Below are 15,679 nucleotides of genomic sequence, written 5' to 3'. Positions count from 1 at the left end.
GGCCCCGTCGGCGGACCGGACGGACCACCCGCCGACGCAGGAACCGTACGACCACGCCTACGGCTACGGGGGCCGATCATGCATCCGATGGTGAAACCCGCGCTGCGGCGCGGCTGGCTCGATCTCCACACCGCGCAGTTCGGCATGGCACCCGCGCACGCCATGGTGCTGGGCCCGATGGACCGGGCGACGGGCCGCTTCCTGGACCTGCTGGACGGGACGCGCGGGCTGCCCCTCCTGCGCGACGAGGGCCGCCGCATGGGCCTGACCGACGACCGCGTCGACGCACTGGTGGAGCGCCTGGCCGCGGCGGGCCTGCTCGACGACGTGACAGGCGGCGGCCCGGCCGCGGACACCCTGCGCGGCAGGGAGACGGCCATACGGCGGCTGCGCCCCGACCTCGCCGCGCTCTCCCTCGTGGCCCGCGAACCGGGAGAGGCCATGGCGCGCCTGGCCGCCCGCCGCACCCTGCGGATCCAGGTGCGCGGCGCGGGCCGGGTCGGCTCTACCGTCGCCTCGCTCCTCGCGGGCGCGGGCGTCGGCGAGGTCGACGTACGCGACGGCGGCCACGTCGACCCGGGGGACGTGGCACCGGGCGGCCTGCCGGCCGAGTCGGTGGGCGAGCGCAGGGACCTCTCGGCCCGCCGCGCGGTGCGACGGGCGGCGCCGGACCGTCCCCCGCGCGTGTCCGCCTCGGCCGCCGCGGGCGAGGACCCCGGCTTCGGTCTGGTGATCCTCGCCCCGCGCCGCGCGGTGGACGTCCACGCCCCCGACCCGGCCGACACCGATCAGCTCATCGCCTCCGGAACGCCCCACCTGCACGCGGGAGTCGTCGAGGGCACCGGCGTCGTCGGCCCGCTCGTCCTGCCCGGTGAGACCGGCTGCGCGGGCTGCCTCGACAGGGGCCGCGCCGACCGGGACGAGTGCTGGCCGCGGCTGGTCGCCCAGTGGCGGTCGGGCCGTCCCCACCGGGTGGAGGCCTGCGACCTGGCCCTGGCGGCGACGGTCGCCGGAACCGCCGCGGCGCACGCGCTCGCCTTCCTCGACGGGCGGCTGCCGTCCTGCGCGGGCACCCGCTGGGAGGTCGCGGCACCGGACCTCGTCTGGCACTCACGACCGGTGTGGCCACATCCCGCATGCCCGTGCGCCGCCGCGGAGAGAGGTGAAGGTAACGGGAAGCACCCCTCGGGGGAGGAAGAGCCGCACGCGACAATGGCAGAGCAACAGCCGGCAACGAGCTCGTCCCGCACGGCGCACACGGCACGGCGGTCCGGGACCTGGAGGGCGCATGTCTGATCTTCCCCGGAAGGCGGTCACCCGCACCGCCAAGCTCGCCGCGCTCCCGATCGGCTTCGCCGGGCGCGCCACCTGGGGACTCGGCAAACGCATCGGCGGCAAGTCCGCGGAGATCGTGAGCCGCGAGCTGCAACAGCGCACGGCGGAGCAGCTGTTCAAGGTGCTCGGCGAGCTCAAGGGCGGCGCGATGAAGTTCGGTCAGGCGCTGTCCGTCTTCGAGTCGGCGCTGCCCGAGGAGGTGGCGGGGCCCTACCGCGCCACCCTCACCAGGCTCCAGGAGGCGGCGCCCCCGATGCCGGCACGGACGGTGCACTCCGTGCTGGCGGAGCGGCTCGGACAGGACTGGCGGGAGCTGTTCGCCGAGTTCGACGACCGCCCCGCGGCGGCCGCCTCGATCGGGCAGGTGCACCGTGCGACATGGCACGACGGCCGCCGGGTCGCGGTCAAGGTGCAGTACCCGGGCGCCGGTGAGGCCCTCCTGTCGGACCTGAACCAGCTCAGCCGCTTCGCCCGCCTCCTGGGCCCTCTGGTCCCCGGCATGGACATCAAGCCGCTGATCGCCGAACTGCGCGACCGTGTCTCCGAGGAGCTGGACTACGACCTGGAGGCACAGGCCCAGCAGGCGCACGCCCAGGAGTTCGCGGACGACCCCGACGTCCTGATACCGGCCGTGGTCCACCGGTGCGACCAGGTGCTGGTGACCGAATGGATCGACGGCACACCGCTGTCGGAGGTCATAGCCCACGGCACGCGGGAGCAGCGTGACCGCGCGGGCCAGCTCCTCGCCCGGTTCCTCTTCTCCGGCCCCTCGCGCACCGGCCTCCTGCACGCCGACCCGCACCCGGGCAACTTCCGTCTGCTGCCGGACGAGGAGAACGGCTGGCGTCTGGGCGTCCTCGACTTCGGCACCGTGGACCGGCTCCCGGACGGGCTGCCCGCACCGATCGGCGAGTCCCTGCGCCTGACCCTCGAAGGGCGCGCCGAGGCGGTCTACGAGATGCTGCGCGCCGAGGGCTTCGTCAAGGAGTCCGTGGAGCTGGACGCCGACGCGGTGCTGGACTACCTCCTGCCGATCATCGAACCGGCCCAGGCGGACGAGTTCACCTTCACCCGGAGCTGGCTGCGTACCCAGGCGTCCCGTGTGGCCGACCCGCGATCCCCGGCCCACCGGCTGGGCAAGCAGCTCAACCTGCCCCCGTCGTACCTGCTGATCCACCGGGTGACGCTGAGCACCATCGGCGTGCTGTGCCAACTCGGCGCGACCGTGCGGCTGCGGGACGAGCTGGAGGAGTGGCTGCCGGGGTTCGTACCGGAGCCAGAGGCCGGGTCAGGACGAGCGGAGCCGGCGGAGGACGAACCGGAGGAGGACGAACCGGCGGCGGGGGCGTGAGCCCGTCGCCGTCCACCCGGGCGGCGTGCTGAGGGCATTCGGGCTCTCCGACACACCCGATTCCCCTCGACCGCACCACCGGCAGGGGGCCGGCCCCGACGGACCGACCCCCTGATGCGCTCTGCGCGGTCATCCGCTCGGCGGCGTGCGCTAGTGCATGACGGCCATGGCGAGCGCGCGCCGCGCCCGCATCGAGGCGCGCTCGGCGCGGCGCTGCATGCGCCGGGCCGCCACCAGGCGGACCGCCGTGCGCTCCTGCTCGGCCGCCCGCAGACGGTCCTGCATATGCGCACGGGCCAGGGCTTCTGGGATGAGTTGCATCTCACGGGTCCTGTTCTGGCGCGAGTCGTGTGCGCCGGTGGTAGTGACGTCTGGGTTCGCGGAGCCCACGGGCTCACTGGCGGACGGCTTCATCGGGGCCTGCTTACTGGGGTCGTGTGTGACGGGATGATCGATCGTGCCTGCGGTGTTCATGCCGTGACCGGGTTCTTGCGCGGGCGGCCACGCGGCCGCTTGCGGGCCACGACGACACCCTGGACGAACAGCTCTCCACCCCAGACGCCCCAGGGCTCACGCCGCTCCTTGGCGCCGGCGAGGCATGCCTCGATCAGCGGGCAGGTGCGGCAGAGGGACTTGGCGTACTCGACGTCGGCCGGCGACTCGGCGAAGAAGACCTCCGGGTCGTAGGAACGGCAGGGGACGGGCACGCCCAGGTTCTCGATGGCGTCATCGAGCGCGGTGAGTGCGGTGAGCGGGGTCAAGGAGTCCTCCGTGGGGCCGGGCGGGGGGAGTGTCTGGAAAGGCGGTGCGGACGGGGCGTGCGCTTCGAGTTGCACGGTTCGTCTTCCTCGTCTGGTCGTTCCGGCCGGTCGGCCGGGTGGCGGCTGGTGCCGGGGCACTTGTCTCGTCCCCGAGGCCCCTCGCTCTGCCGTCCCCGGTCGGGGACAAACAGAAGGGCCGCGGATCCCGGGTGGGGTTCCGCGGCCCTGAAGGCGCCGGCCTGATCGCCGATCAGGCTGGATCACTCCAGGGTTCAGGCCCACGGAAGGCCCACATCGTGTGGTGCTGCGTCTGCTTCTGGGATCCGGCACCGGCGGCCGCCGCAAAGGCATAGGCCTGCGCCTGTGCCACTACTGCTGCTTCCAGTGCCTTGGTCGGTCGCTCATTGCGCTCCCGGACAGGGAGATCCGCGAGAGACAGGAAGGACTCCGGACGAACGGCACGGATGCCGGACAGACCGGTGCCCTGGATCGAGGCGCCGAGCATGCACAGGGAGACGGCCGAGCGATCGGTCATTTTGAAGCTGCTGATGGTGCTGGTCTCGATGCTGATCACTGAACTCGCCTCCTCTCGGCGTCTAGGGGGATCGGCGTGAGCCGACCCGACGGATATGCAGTACATCACGGAATCAGGGCCTCCGAGAAGGCCGCTGCTTTCGTGCCTCAGAACCTATGGGGATTGTTGGGGCGCGCGCAAACTATTTTTTCGACGAGTTCGCATCAGTCGTCCGGGTCCTCTTCCGCAACCTCTTGACCTGCACAGATGGCGAGAACGTCGGCGCCGTAGCGCTGCAGCTTGCGGGAGATGACGCCGGGGATGCGCGCGAGCTCAACCGGAGTGCTCGGCCCCGCTTCCGCGATGGCCATTAGTGTGCGGTCGGTGAAGACGCAGAAGTCCGGCTGGCCGCTGCTCCGGGCCTGTATCCGGCGCCACTCGCGCAGCCGCTCGTAGAGGCCCTCGTCCATGTCGGAAGGGCAGTCCTCGCAGCGCATCAGCTTCATCTCGCCGGCGTCCCGCAGGGAGCGGCCGCAGACCCGGCAGCGCGCCGGGGTGCGGCTGGTGCGCCGGGGGGCCGGGACGGTGGCGCTGCCGCCGGTGAGGCTCCGCTCGATGCCTCCGGCTCCGCCCGCGCCGCTCCGGGCCGCGACGGCGGACGATCCGGGACGCAGGCCGTCGAGGAAACGGCTGGGGCGGCGGTTCGGCCGGCCGCCGGGCGAGCGGGACACGGCCCAGGAGACGTGGAGGCGCTCCCGTGCCCGGGTGACGCCCACGTACAGCAGGCGGCGCTCCTCCTCTATCTGCTCGTCGGTCCTGGCGTACGTGATCGGCATCATGCCCTCGGCGACACCGACCAGGAAGACGACGTCCCACTCGAGCCCCTTGGCGGAGTGCAGCGAGGCCAGTGTGACGCCCTGGACGGTCGGGGCGTGCTGGGCGTTCGCCCGCTCGTCGAGCTCCGCGACCAGGTCACCGAGGGTGGCACCGGGGCTGGTGGCGGCGCAGTCCTGCGCGAGGTTCACCAGCGCGGCCAGCGACTCCCAGCGCTCCCTGACCGCACCGGAGCCCGCCGGCGGCTCGCTGGTCCAGCCCTCGCCCGACAGCACGGCACGCACCTGCGAGGGCAGGTCGACGGTGTCGTCCAGCAGCGTGTCGTTGGCCCCGAAGCGGGCCGCCGCGCGCAGGGCGGCGCTCGCCTTGCGCACCTCGGGACGGTCGAAGAAGCGCTCGGCACCGCGCAGCTGATAGGGCACCCCGGCGTCGGCGAGGGCCTGCTCGTAGATCTCCGACTGGGAGTTCGTACGGAACAGGACGGCGATCTCGCTCGCGGGGACACCGGAGGCGATGAGGTCACGGATACGGCTCGCCGCCCCCTCGGCCTCGGCGGGCTCGTCCCCGTACTCGGTGTGGACGGGCTCGGGCCCGGGGGCGCGCTGGGAGACCAGCTCCAGCCGGTGCTGGGCGGCACGGCCGCGGGCCTGGGCCAGCAGGCCGTTGGCGAGGCGGACGACCTGGGGGGTGGAGCGGTAGTCACGGACGAGCTTGACGACCGTGGCTCCGGGGTGGCGGGTGCGGAAGTCGAGCAGGTGGTCCGGAGTTGCACCGGTGAACGAGTAGATGGTCTGGCTGGCGTCGCCGACGACGCACAGGTCGTCCCGCTCGCCGAGCCACAGTTCGAGCAGGCGTTGCTGCAGCGGGCTGACGTCCTGGTACTCGTCGACGACGAAGTGCCGGTACTGGGCGCGCACCTGCTCCGCCACGTCCCGCCGGTCCTGGAGGATACCCACGGTGAGCAGCAGGACGTCCTCGAAGTCGATGAGGGCGCGGTCGCGCTTGAGGTCCTCGTACGCGGCGTAGAGCTTGGCGATCTCGGCCGGGTCCCGGGGGGCGTCGCGGCCGCGCTCGGCGGCCACCGCCGCGTAGTCGCCGGGGACGGTCTGCGTGACCTTGGACCACTCGATCTCTGCCGTGACGTCCCGCAGCTCGTTGCGATCGAGACGTATGCGGCAGGCCGCGGCGGCGTCCGCGACAATCTGGATCTTGCGGTCGACGATCCTCGGCATGGGGCCGCCGACGGCTCGGGGCCAGAAGTACTGGAGCTGGCGGAGCGCGGCGGAGTGGAACGTACGGGCCTGCACGCCCGAGGCGCCGAGCTGGCGCAGCCGGCCGCGCATCTCTCCGGCGGCGCGGTTGGTGAAGGTGACGGCCAGGACGCTGGACGGCTGCAGTATCCCGGCGCGCACTCCGTAGGCGATGCGGTGGGTGATCGCCCGTGTCTTGCCCGTGCCGGCTCCGGCCAGCACGCACACCGGACCGTGCAGGGCGGTCGCCACTTCGCGCTGCTCGGGGTCGAGCCCCTCGAGCACCGCGTCGGGCGTGTCCGGAACCTGCGGGAACAGGGTGGAGTGCGTTGCTGCTGTCACCCCGCCATGCTGCCAGGTCGCCGGAGGCGGACGCGCACGTTGTCCACAGGCAGGGTCTCGCGGTCGTACTAATGCGGGAGGCGTTCCCGCGCGCGGCGGGCAGGGTGGCGTGCGGGAATGGCGGCCCGCTCGCGTACGTTCCCTTTCACAGCCACGACGCATTCGAGCCGAAGGAGCACCTGGACATGCCGGGCACTGTGACGATGTACAGCACCACGTGGTGCGGCTACTGCCGTCGACTGAAGGGCCAGCTCGACCGCGAGGGCATCGCGTACACCGAGATCAACATCGAGCAGGACCCGGAGTCCGCGGCGTTCGTGGAGAAGGCGAACGGCGGGAACCAGACGGTTCCGACCGTTCAGGTGGTTCCCGCCGATGGTGGCTCCGAGGTCGTGATGACGAACCCGAGTCTTGCGCAGGTGAAGCAGGCGCTCGGCGTCTGACGATCCGGCTCCCCCTTACACACAGAGTGACCCCCGTCCGACGAAGAGACAGACGGGGGTCTTCTGCTGGCCCCGCCAAGGTGGACCGCCCGGGGATGCCCGCACTCCCTCACTCCGGTGGAGCCGAGTACCTCTCGATACTCGCCCGACCCGTGGAATCGGTCCAGCAGGCGCAGCGCAGCTCCCACGGTCCCGTGTTCACGCCGAAGTCCTTTCCGAACCCGACCCACTTGCCGGCCATCAGATCAAGCGACAGAGGACTGTCCGGGTTGGTCGACGCTCCGGGCAGGCTTTGAGTTGTCAGCCGGTTGCCGCACCAACACCCACCGCACACACAAAGGGCCCGTCGACAAGCTGACGAGCCCTCATGAAAGATCGAGTTCGACGATCAGAAGTAAACAGAAGCATCTTACCTACGGCCCCTCGGCTGCGCATGCAGGGAGACGCGGAACTCTCGCGGTGACATCCCGACAACGCGCCGAAAAGCAGTACTGAAAGCACTCTCGGACTGGTATCCGATGGCTCCTGCTATGGCCGTGAGGGAGTCCTCCGTGCGCAGTGCGGCACGCGCTAGCTGCATTCGCCACTCAATGAGGTAATCCAGAGGAGGTCTCCCCACTCTATTTTTGAAGTTCGCAGCGAAGGCTGACCTCGACATCATCGCAAGCTTAGCGAGCTCTTCGAGCGTCCAGCGACGGCGCGGTTCAGCATGCATAGCCCGTAACGCCGCCCCGATCCCATCGTCGACGACCGACGCGAGCCACCCCAGGGGCTCATGGGACGAACCGGCGTGCGACCTCAGCATGTGCACCAGAAGGATCTGGGCTAGATGCTCTAGGACAAGAGACCGCCCCGCCTTTGGCGTCTCAATCTCGTGGACGAGGAGGGTCGCGATATTCCAGAGCAGCCTTCCGTCAGTATCGTTTGCTTTGACAAGCATGGCCGGGGGGAGCGATGAGAACAGGGTCGATGCATCGGAACCTTGGAACTCGAAGTCGACGCTGCACGCATACGTGACGGAGCCTTGAGTGATCTCGGATCTACTCGCGGGAGTTTCCTTGCGGAGCGGCCCGTACGAGTCGCGAGCTCGGGCTGCCTCGATCGAGCTCCCGAGGCCATAAGGGGGTGGGTTCCCGAGGAGATAGAAGTCGCCCGTGCTCAGGAGAATAGGTTCCAGTCCGTCGACGCACAGCCAGCACTCGCCTTCCACTATCACGCCGAGCTTGATGTGCGGAAAGGGGGAGAACCGAGCTCCCCACGGCGCCGTCGCGTGAAGCGGGACGGGAGCGACGGTCTGGGGTCGCGCCAGTGCTAGGACGTCCCGGATGGGGTCATGCGCATCGAGGGTGACCTCAGCGCTGGACGATCGATAAACATCACTGGACTTCACGTTATGGACTATACGCTCAGCGACGGGAAAGGTGGGTGCCTGGCGGCGGGAGCTGCCAGGTGTGAGGAGCCTGCTCATGCCGGATCGACGCGAGGAGTGAAGAAACGTATGCGATATCGATTTCTCGGCAGATCGGGGCTTCGAGTATCGGAACTGTCGCTGGGGACAGGTAATTTCGGCATGGGCTGGGGGCATGGGGCGCATGCGGTCGAGGCTCAGGCGATGTATGACACCTACAGAGAAGCGGGAGGAAACTTCATCGATACCGCTTCTAACTATCAGTCGGGGGATGCTGAGGAGTACCTCTCAGACATTATCTCCTCGGATCGCGAGGACATAGTTCTGGCGACGAAGTACACCATGGGTTCTTCGGCAAGCAGCGGCCTGCAAATGACCGGGAACAGCCGAAAAGCGATGATCCAGTCTCTGGAGCAGAGCTTGCGTCGGCTGGGCACCGACCGGGTGGACGTGCTCTGGGCCCATGTGGCCGACGCATCCACACCCATCGAAGAGATATTGCGAGCCTTCGATGACCTGACGCGCGCCGGTAAGATTCTGTATGCCGGTCTCTCCAATTTCCCCGCATGGCGTGTGGCGACGGGAGCCACCCTGGCGCAGCAGCAGGGCTGGGCCCCTCTCGTGGCGATCCAGGTCGAGTACAGTCTCGTCGAGCGTAGCGCCGACCGGGAGTTGGTACCGATGGCAGAAGCCTTTGGCCTGGGCGTCCTCGGGTTCTCGCCTCTCGGCGGTGGTCTTCTGACGGGCAAGTACCGGCGGGGCGCGACAGGTCGCGCACAGAGCTCGATCAGCCAGTTCCTGCACAAGGAGGACGCCCCCGCCAAGGCGAGAATTCTGGATGCCGTCGAGAGCGTCGCCCGGGACCTCGATACGACTCCGGAGCGGGTAGCGATCAAGTGGTCAATGTCGAAGGGGGTGATTCCCATCGTCGGACCGAGGAGCGTAGATCAGCTCACGTCGAACCTCGCGGCCAGCGATCTGGAAATTCCAACGCGTCAGCTCGAATGGCTGGATGAGGTGAGCGCGCCACAGTTGGGATACCCCCACGCGTTGTGGTCAGAACCTGAACGGGTAGAGAAGAATCGATTCGCCCACCCGTAAGAATCATCCATGTTTCCCTCCCAGCTCTATCGATTGGTCGATGCCGGACTTCCTCCGTGAACCCAGTCGGCGAGCCCCGACACGGGGTAGCGCTCCCTGGCCACCCTGACGCTGGCGGCGGTGCGGAGCCCGGCCGGGTCGCGCACGACCGGCGCCGTGCCGGCGCGCCGGCACGGCGCGGGCAGCCGCGGCGGAGCGGTCCCGCGGCCTAGAGGCGGCCCCTGAGACGTTCGCGTCCGTCCGAACGTCTCAGGGGCCGCCTCGTGCTGTCCGGGCCCCGGACAGCAGGCGCGCGTGTCAGACCGCGCCGCCCGGCCTCGGCAGGGGCTTGCCGTACCAGAGTTCGATCAGGCGGGCCGCGATGGAGATGCCGTAGGGCGGGAGGACCTCGCCGGACTCGAAGGCGGTGCGCAGTTCCTCACGGGAGAACCAGCGCGCCTCGCCGATCTCGTCGCCGTCGACGTTGACCTCCGTGGACGTGGCGTGGGCCATGAAGCCGAGCATGAGACTGGACGGGAAGGGCCAGGGCTGGCTGGCGACGTACTGGACCTCGCCGATGGTGATGCCCGCCTCCTCGAAGACCTCGCGGCGCACGGACTGCTCGATGGCCTCGCCGGGCTCGACGAAACCGGCGAGGGTGGAGAAGCGCCCCTCGGGCCAGTGCACCTGGCGGCCGAGCAGGAGACGGTCGTCGTCGTCGATGACAGCCATGATCACTGCCGGGTCGGTGCGCGGGTAGTGCTCGGCCCCGCAGGCGGGGCAGCGGCGGATGTGGCCGGCCGCCGCGATGACGGTGCGCTCGCCGCAGCGGGAGCAGAAGCGGTGGGTGCGCTGCCAGTTCTCCAGGCCGACCGCGTGCACCATGAGGCCGGTGTCGCGCGGGGAGAGCAGCGCGCCGGCCTCGCGCAGACCCGCGGGGCGGGCGGACTGGTCCATGCGGCCGGGCAGCGAGTCCTTCTGGAGTGCGAAGTAGCTCACACCGTCGTCGTCGATGCCCAGGAAGTAGCGGTGGGCCTCGGTGAGCGGGGCCTCGAAGGACGGCGTCATGACGAGTTCGGTGGTGCCCTCCTCCGTCTCGTCGATCAGGACCTGTCCGCCGGAGACCACGAAACAGCGCGTGGTGGGGTGGCTCCACGCCGCCGCGAGCCAGGCCTCGTCGAGCCGGTGGTGGGCGGCCCGGTCGATGCCGCTCGGGGCGGTCAGCGAGATGGGACGGTCGGCGGTGTGGTCGGTCCAGGTGGTCACAGGTGCTTCCAACTCCCCCGGGGGAACGGTGTCTCGACGGGCTGCTCGGCGGTCGGTTCGGCGGGATGTACGGCGGGCGGACGGGCGGGTGGCTGGGTGCGGGCCCTTCCTCAGTGTGCCTCGTACCGGTTCCCGGCCAGCTCGCCCCACAGGTGGGCGCTGGTCTCGACGCCTTTGAGGAGCAGGTCGAGCTCGATCTTCTCGTTCGGCGCGTGCCAGCCGTCGGAGGGGACGGAGACGCCCAGGAAGAGCACGGGTGCGCCGAGGACGTCCTGGAGGTCGGCCGCGGGCCCGGAGCCGCCTTCTCGTGTGAAGCGGACCGGTTTCCCGAAGGCGCGGCCCATCGCGCGGACGACGGACTGCAGGGCCGGGTGGTCGAGCGGTGTCAGGCAGGGGCGGGTGGCCGCGCCGAACCTGACCTCGCAGCGGATGCCCGCCGGTACCCGGTCGGCCGCCCAGTCGCGGACGGCCTTCTCTATGTGGTCCGGGTCCTGCCCGGCGACCAGCCGGAAGGAGAGCTTCACCGTGGTCGAGGAGGGGACGATCGTCTTGCTGCCGGGGCCCTGGTAGCCGCCGCCGATGCCGTTGACCTCGGCGGTCGGGCGGGCCCAGATGCGCTCCAGGGTGGTGTACCCGGCCTCTCCGTGCGTCGCCGTCGAGCGGGCCGTGTCCAGCCAGCTCCGCTCGTCGAAGGGCAGCTCGGCGAAGAGGGCGCGCTCGCGGTCGGTGAGCTCGACGACACCGTCGTAGAAGCCGGGGACGGCCACGCGCGCGTGCTCGTCGTGCAGGGCGGCGACGAGGCGGGCGGCGGCGGTGGCGGGGTTCGGTACGGCGCCGCCGAAGGAGCCGGAGTGGATGTCCTGGGCGGGTCCGTGCAGTTCGATCTCGCATTCGGCGAGGCCGCGCATGCCGGTGCACACCGTGGGCGTGTCCTCGGCCCACATGCCGGTGTCGGAGACGATCACCGTGTCGGCGGCGAGACGGTCGGCCTGCTGTTCGACGAGGGCGCGGAAGTGCGGGGAGCCGGACTCCTCCTCGCCCTCGACAAGCATCTTGAGGTGGACGGCCGGGGCGGTGCGGCCGGTGGCGGCGAGGTGGGCGCGGACGCCGAGTGTGTGGAAGTACACCTGGCCCTTGTCGTCGGCCGCCCCGCGCGCGCGGAGGCGGTTTCCCTGGACTACGGGCTCGAACGGTTCGGTGTCCCAGCCGTCCTCGCGGGCGGCGGGCTGGACGTCGTGGTGTCCGTAGACGAGGACCGTGGGGGCGTCCGGGTCGTCGGAGGGCCATTCGGCGAAGACGGCGGGGGCGCCGGGCGTCTCCCAGACCTCGGCGGTGGGGAAGCCGGTCCGCCTCAGTGCGGCGGCGAGCCAGTCCGCGCTGCGCCGTACGTCCGCGGTGTGTTCCGGCTGGGCCGAGACCGACGGGATGCGCAGCCATTCCATGAGGTCGTCGAGGAAGGCGGTGCGGTGGTTCTCGATGTACGTGCGGACAGCGTGCGTGGCGCTGTCGGCGCTGACGGCTTCGTCGACGGTCTTGCTCATGCTCACGAGCCTATCGGCCCGTGCGGACATGCTGGTCAGGCGGCTCCTCGGCGGCGGGTTCCGAGGCGTCCGGGATGTCTCCGCGCAGGAGGAGCCGCTCCAGTGCGGTCCGGTCGGGCAGGGACTCGGGGCGTACGACGTCGCCGGTCCGTACGTAGAGGAACGCGGCCTCGACGGACTCCAGGGGCACGCCCTGCTGCTCGGCCCAGGCGAGGCGGTAGAGGGCGAGCTGCAGGGGGTCGGCGGTGTGGGCGCGGTGGGTCTTCCAGTCGACGATCTCGTACGTCGTGCCGTCGCCGTCGGCCCTCGTGTAGACGGCGTCGATGCGGCCGCGGACGACGCGTCCGGCGATCGTGATCTGGAAGGGGGCCTCGATGCGGTACGGCGTCCGGTGGGCGTACGGGGTGTTCTCGAAGGCTTCCTTGAGGGCTTCCAGGTCCTGTTCGTCGGCGATCTCGGCTTCGCTGCCGGGCAGTTCGTCGGGTTCCAGCAGGGGCAGCCGCAGTTCCTCGAAGCGTGTCTCGACCCAGGCGTGGAAGCGGGTGCCGCGGCGTGCGGCGGGCTGCGGGGGGCGTGGCATGGGGCGGGCGAGTTCCTGGGCGAAGCCGTCCGGGTCGGCGGCCAGGTGCAGCAACTGGGACACGGTCAGGGACGCCGGCAGGGGAACTTCGGTGACACGCGCGCGGGCACGCAGGAGTTCGCCGGTGAGGGCGTCGAGGTCGCGGTCCCAGGAGGCGATGGTGCGCTCCTCCTCGGGGGTGAGGGGCTGCGCGTTCGCGGGGACGGGGGGCTGCGCGTCCGCGGGGTGCGGGCGTGCCTCGGCGGCCGGTGCCTGGTGGGGGATCGCGGGCCGGCCGGTCGTCCAGGAGTCCCAGTCCGCGGTGTCCTCGGGGTCGGGGGCGTCGTCCTCGGGGGCGTCCGGGTCCGGTGAGGGCGGCCAGTCCGGGTCGTCGTGGGAGGAGGGGTCGGGTACGGCGCCGGGGTGGGCGTGCTCCTCGTGGGCGAGGGTCTCCAGGTGGGTCAGGACGATGTCGGCGGCGGCACGGCGGCGGGCCAGGGCGGCGTCGTCCAGGGGGAGCGGCCAGGCGTGGTCGGCGGCCGCCTCCTTCAGGGCGGGGTTCTCCTCGCCCTCCTGGGGCTCGTCCGCCCAGTGTTCGATCTCGCCGTGGCCGGCGGCGCAGTGTTCGTACAGGGCGGTCAGGAAGTCGGACGGGCCGCGCGGGCGCTTCTGGGTGGGTCCCCACCAGTGACCGGAGCCGAGGAGCAGGGAGCGGGGGCGGGTGAACGTGACGTAGCCGAGGCGGAGTTCCTCGGTGTGCTGGTGTTCCCTCATGGCCTCGTGGAAGGTCTTCATGCCGCGGGAGTCCCATGCCTCGATGTCGGGCAGGGTGTCGGCGTCGCCGCGCAGCGCGTGCGGGAGGACCTTGCTCTGGGCGGTCCACTTCTCGCGTCCCTGGCTGCTCGGGAAGGTGCCGGTGACCAGGCCGGGGACCGCCACGACGTCCCATTCGAGGCCCTTGGAGCGGTGGGCGGTGAGCACCTTGACGGTGTTCTCGCCGCCGGGAAGGGCGTTGTCGAGGCCCTTCTCGTACTGGGCGGCCGTGCGCAGGAAGCCGAGGAAGCCGAGCAGGGTGGCCTCGCCGTCGCTGTTCGCGGCGAAGGAGGCGGCGATGTCCAGGAAGTTGGACAGCGTCTCGCGGCGGCGGGCGGCCAGGGCGTGCGGGGACGCGGAGAGCTCGACCTCGAGGCCGGTGACGGCGAGGACGCGGTGGAGGACGTCCATGAGCGGGTCGGCGAGGGAGCGGCGCAGGTCGCGCAGTTCCGCGGCGAGCCGCGCGAAGCGCACGCGCGCGTCCGGCGAGAAGGGCAGTCCGTCGTCCTCCCGCTCGGCCTCGATCGGCATCTCCAGGAAGGTGTCGAGGGCGTCCGCCAGCGAGATCACCTCGGCCGGGTCGGTGCCCTCGACGGCCGCGGCGAGCCGCCGGTCGGGGTCGTCGTCTCCCGCGCGCGCGTGGGAGACCAGGAACCGGGCGCGCCGCCCCAGGAGGGCGAGGTCGCGGGCGCCGATGCGCCAGCGGGGTCCGGTGAGCAGCCGGACCAGGGAGGCGTTGGCCCCGGGGTCCTGGAGGACCTCGCAGACGGCGACGAGGTCGGCGACCTCGGGGAGGTGCAGCAGGCCGGAGAGGCCGACGACCTCGACGGGGACGTCGCGGGCGACGAGGGCGGCCTGGATCTCGGCGAAGTCGGTCGCGGTGCGGCACAGCACGGCGATCTCTCCGGGTGCCGTGCCGGTGCGCACGAGGTGGCCGATGGAGTCGGCGATCCAGTCGATCTCCTCGGCGTGGGTGGGCAGCAGGGCGCAGCGGACCGTGCCGTCGCGCTCGGCTCCGGGAGCGGGGCGGAGGGCCTCCACGCCCGCGTGCATCGCGCGCAGCGGCTCGGCGAGGCCGTTGGCGAGGTCGAGGAGGCGGCCGCCGCTGCGGCGGTTCTGGCTGAGGGCCTGGCGGGTCGCGGGGCGGCCGTCGGCGTGGCGGAAGTGGTCGGGGAAGTCGTCGAGGTTGGCGACGGAGGCGCCGCGCCAGCCGTAGATGGCCTGGCAGGGGTCGCCGACCGCGGTCACGGGGTGGCCGGTGCCGTCGCCGAAGAGGCCGGAGAGGAGGACGCGCTGGGCCACGGACGTGTCCTGGTACTCGTCGAGGAGGACCACGCGGAACTCGTCGCGGAGGGCGCGGCCCACTTCGGGGAGACCTGCGAGGGTCGCGGAGAGGGCGATCTGGTCGCCGAAGTCCAGCAGGTCACGCTCGCGTTTGGCCGCCCGGTAGCGGCCGACCAGTTCGGCGAGCTGGCGGCGGGCGGCGGCCGTCTCGGGGACCTTGCGCAGGTCGGCGTTGGTGAGCTTGGCGCCTTCCAGGGTGCGCAGCAGTGCGGCGTCGTGCGCGCGCAGCTCGTGGGGCTGGACGAGGTGCTCGGCGAGTTCGGAGTCGAGGGCGAGGAGGTCGCTGACGAGGTCCGGGAAGGAGCGGGTGAGCGCCGGGTAGGGGCCCGGGGCCTCGCGGAGCACGCGCGCGGCGAGCTGGTAGCGGGTGGCGTCGGCGAGGAGGCGGGAGGTGGGTTCCAGCCCGATGCGCAGGCCGTGGTCGGTCAGCAGGCGGCCCGCGAAGGCGTGGTAGGTGGAGATGACGGGCTCGCCCGGCGGGTCGTCGGGGTCGATGGCGTCCGGGTCGGTGACGCCCGCCTTGACGAGGGCCTTGCGGACGCGTTCGGCGAGTTCGCCGGCCGCCTTGTTGGTGAACGTCAGGCCGAGCACCTGTTCGGGGGCGACCTGTCCGGTGCCCACCAGCCACACCACGCGCGCGGCCATCACCGTGGTCTTGCCCGAACCGGCTCCGGCCACGATCACCTGCGGGGCGGGCGGCGCGGTGATGCAGGCCGTCTGCTCCGGTGTGAACGGGATGCCGAGGAGTTCTTTGAGCTGTTCGGGATCGGTGATGCGGGCGGACATCTCAGAGAGGCTAGCCGCGACCACTGACAAAGGGGGCCGAATCGCCGTTCGG

General features: G+C 71.1%; 12 protein-coding genes and 1 pseudogene. 4 read left to right on the top strand and 9 right to left on the bottom strand.

The features are described from left to right. Nucleotides 1–78 precede the first annotated feature (78 nt). Nucleotides 79–1,296 carry a ThiF family adenylyltransferase gene (locus IEZ04_RS03855; protein ID WP_189215139.1) on the top strand — a complete coding sequence of 406 codons (1,218 nt, stop codon included), beginning with the start codon at nt 79–81 and terminating at the stop codon, nt 1,294–1,296. Then, entirely contained in the window at nt 1,289–2,686 is a 1,398-nt protein-coding gene (locus IEZ04_RS03850; protein WP_189215138.1) for an ABC1 kinase family protein, read from the top strand. Before IEZ04_RS03855 ends, IEZ04_RS03850 begins: the two co-directional genes overlap by 8 nt. A gap of 150 nt (nt 2,687–2,836) precedes the next feature. On the opposite strand, the gene IEZ04_RS03845 is transcribed toward IEZ04_RS03850, so the two are convergent. From IEZ04_RS03845 to IEZ04_RS03830, 4 genes are all read right to left on the bottom strand, one after another. Continuing rightward, the gene (locus IEZ04_RS03845; protein WP_189215137.1) at nt 2,837–3,160 is read right to left on the bottom strand and encodes a putative WhiB-interacting protein; all 324 of its coding nucleotides are present in this window, start codon (nt 3,158–3,160) and stop codon (nt 2,837–2,839) included. Beyond that, nucleotides 3,157–3,522 carry a WhiB family transcriptional regulator gene (locus IEZ04_RS03840; protein WP_189215136.1) on the bottom strand — a complete coding sequence of 122 codons (366 nt, stop codon included), beginning with the start codon at nt 3,520–3,522 and terminating at the stop codon, nt 3,157–3,159. The genes IEZ04_RS03845 and IEZ04_RS03840 overlap by 4 nt, the downstream gene beginning before the upstream one ends. Nucleotides 3,523–3,697: 175 nt before the next feature. Continuing rightward, nucleotides 3,698–4,021: a hypothetical protein gene (locus tag IEZ04_RS03835; RefSeq protein ID WP_189215135.1), complete on the bottom strand. Its 324-nt coding sequence runs from the start codon at nt 4,019–4,021 to the stop codon at nt 3,698–3,700. A 164-nt stretch (nt 4,022–4,185) separates the two neighbouring features. Then, nucleotides 4,186–6,387, bottom strand: a complete 2,202-nt coding sequence (locus IEZ04_RS03830) for an ATP-dependent DNA helicase UvrD2 (RefSeq protein WP_189215134.1) — start codon at nt 6,385–6,387, stop codon at nt 4,186–4,188. Between the two features lie 185 nt (nt 6,388–6,572). On the opposite strand from IEZ04_RS03830, the gene IEZ04_RS03825 reads away from it, so the two are divergent. After that, nucleotides 6,573–6,830 carry a mycoredoxin gene (locus IEZ04_RS03825; RefSeq protein ID WP_189215403.1) on the top strand — a complete coding sequence of 86 codons (258 nt, stop codon included), beginning with the start codon at nt 6,573–6,575 and terminating at the stop codon, nt 6,828–6,830. 109 nt (nt 6,831–6,939) lie between these two features. Here IEZ04_RS03825 and IEZ04_RS34585 read toward each other — a convergent pair. Together IEZ04_RS34585 and IEZ04_RS03820 are read right to left on the bottom strand one after the other, a co-directional pair. Continuing rightward, a pseudogene (locus IEZ04_RS34585) lies at nt 6,940–7,143 on the bottom strand (XRE family transcriptional regulator); the annotation flags it as partial. A 96-nt stretch (nt 7,144–7,239) separates the two neighbouring features. Further along, nucleotides 7,240–8,298, bottom strand: coding sequence for an AraC family transcriptional regulator (locus IEZ04_RS03820; RefSeq protein WP_189215133.1), 1,059 nt, complete (start codon nt 8,296–8,298; stop codon nt 7,240–7,242). Here IEZ04_RS03820 and IEZ04_RS03815 point away from each other — a divergent pair. Then, entirely contained in the window at nt 8,224–9,339 is a 1,116-nt protein-coding gene (locus IEZ04_RS03815; protein ID WP_229820815.1) for an aldo/keto reductase, read from the top strand. The two genes, IEZ04_RS03820 and IEZ04_RS03815, sit on opposite strands and share 75 nt — an antisense overlap. A gap of 297 nt (nt 9,340–9,636) precedes the next feature. On the opposite strand, the gene nudC is transcribed toward IEZ04_RS03815, so the two are convergent. From nudC to IEZ04_RS03800, 3 genes are all read right to left on the bottom strand, one after another. Beyond that, nucleotides 9,637–10,584: an NAD(+) diphosphatase gene (nudC, locus tag IEZ04_RS03810; RefSeq protein WP_189215132.1), complete on the bottom strand. Its 948-nt coding sequence runs from the start codon at nt 10,582–10,584 to the stop codon at nt 9,637–9,639. Nucleotides 10,585–10,694: 110 nt separating this feature from the next. Then, entirely contained in the window at nt 10,695–12,125 is a 1,431-nt protein-coding gene (locus tag IEZ04_RS03805) for a dipeptidase (RefSeq protein ID WP_189215131.1), read from the bottom strand. Between the two features lie 10 nt (nt 12,126–12,135). Continuing rightward, nucleotides 12,136–15,627 carry an ATP-dependent helicase gene (locus IEZ04_RS03800; RefSeq protein WP_189215130.1) on the bottom strand — a complete coding sequence of 1,164 codons (3,492 nt, stop codon included), beginning with the start codon at nt 15,625–15,627 and terminating at the stop codon, nt 12,136–12,138. Between the last annotated feature and the right edge of the window lie 52 nt (nt 15,628–15,679).

The organism is Streptomyces ruber (genome assembly GCF_014648075.1).
Lineage (GTDB): Bacteria > Actinomycetota > Actinomycetes > Streptomycetales > Streptomycetaceae > Streptomyces > Streptomyces ruber.
Note: the sequence above shows the minus strand (reverse complement) of the source record. Positions and strands in the feature narration are given on the sequence as shown.

Excerpts from the sequence above, each read along its gene's own strand:
- IEZ04_RS03855 (WP_189215139.1), top strand. The coding sequence starts at position 79 with ATGCATCCGATGGTGAAACCCGCGCTGCGGCGCGGCTGGCTCGATCTC.
- IEZ04_RS03850 (WP_189215138.1), top strand. The coding sequence starts at position 1,289 with ATGTCTGATCTTCCCCGGAAGGCGGTCACCCGCACCGCCAAGCTCGCC.
- IEZ04_RS03845 (WP_189215137.1), bottom strand. The coding sequence starts at position 3,160 with ATGAACACCGCAGGCACGATCGATCATCCCGTCACACACGACCCCAGT.
- IEZ04_RS03825 (WP_189215403.1), top strand. The coding sequence starts at position 6,573 with ATGCCGGGCACTGTGACGATGTACAGCACCACGTGGTGCGGCTACTGC.
- IEZ04_RS03815 (WP_229820815.1), top strand. The coding sequence starts at position 8,224 with ATGGACTATACGCTCAGCGACGGGAAAGGTGGGTGCCTGGCGGCGGGA.
- IEZ04_RS03820 (WP_189215133.1), bottom strand. The coding sequence starts at position 8,298 with ATGAGCAGGCTCCTCACACCTGGCAGCTCCCGCCGCCAGGCACCCACC.
- IEZ04_RS03805 (WP_189215131.1), bottom strand. The coding sequence starts at position 12,125 with ATGAGCAAGACCGTCGACGAAGCCGTCAGCGCCGACAGCGCCACGCAC.
- IEZ04_RS03800 (WP_189215130.1), bottom strand. The coding sequence starts at position 15,627 with ATGTCCGCCCGCATCACCGATCCCGAACAGCTCAAAGAACTCCTCGGC.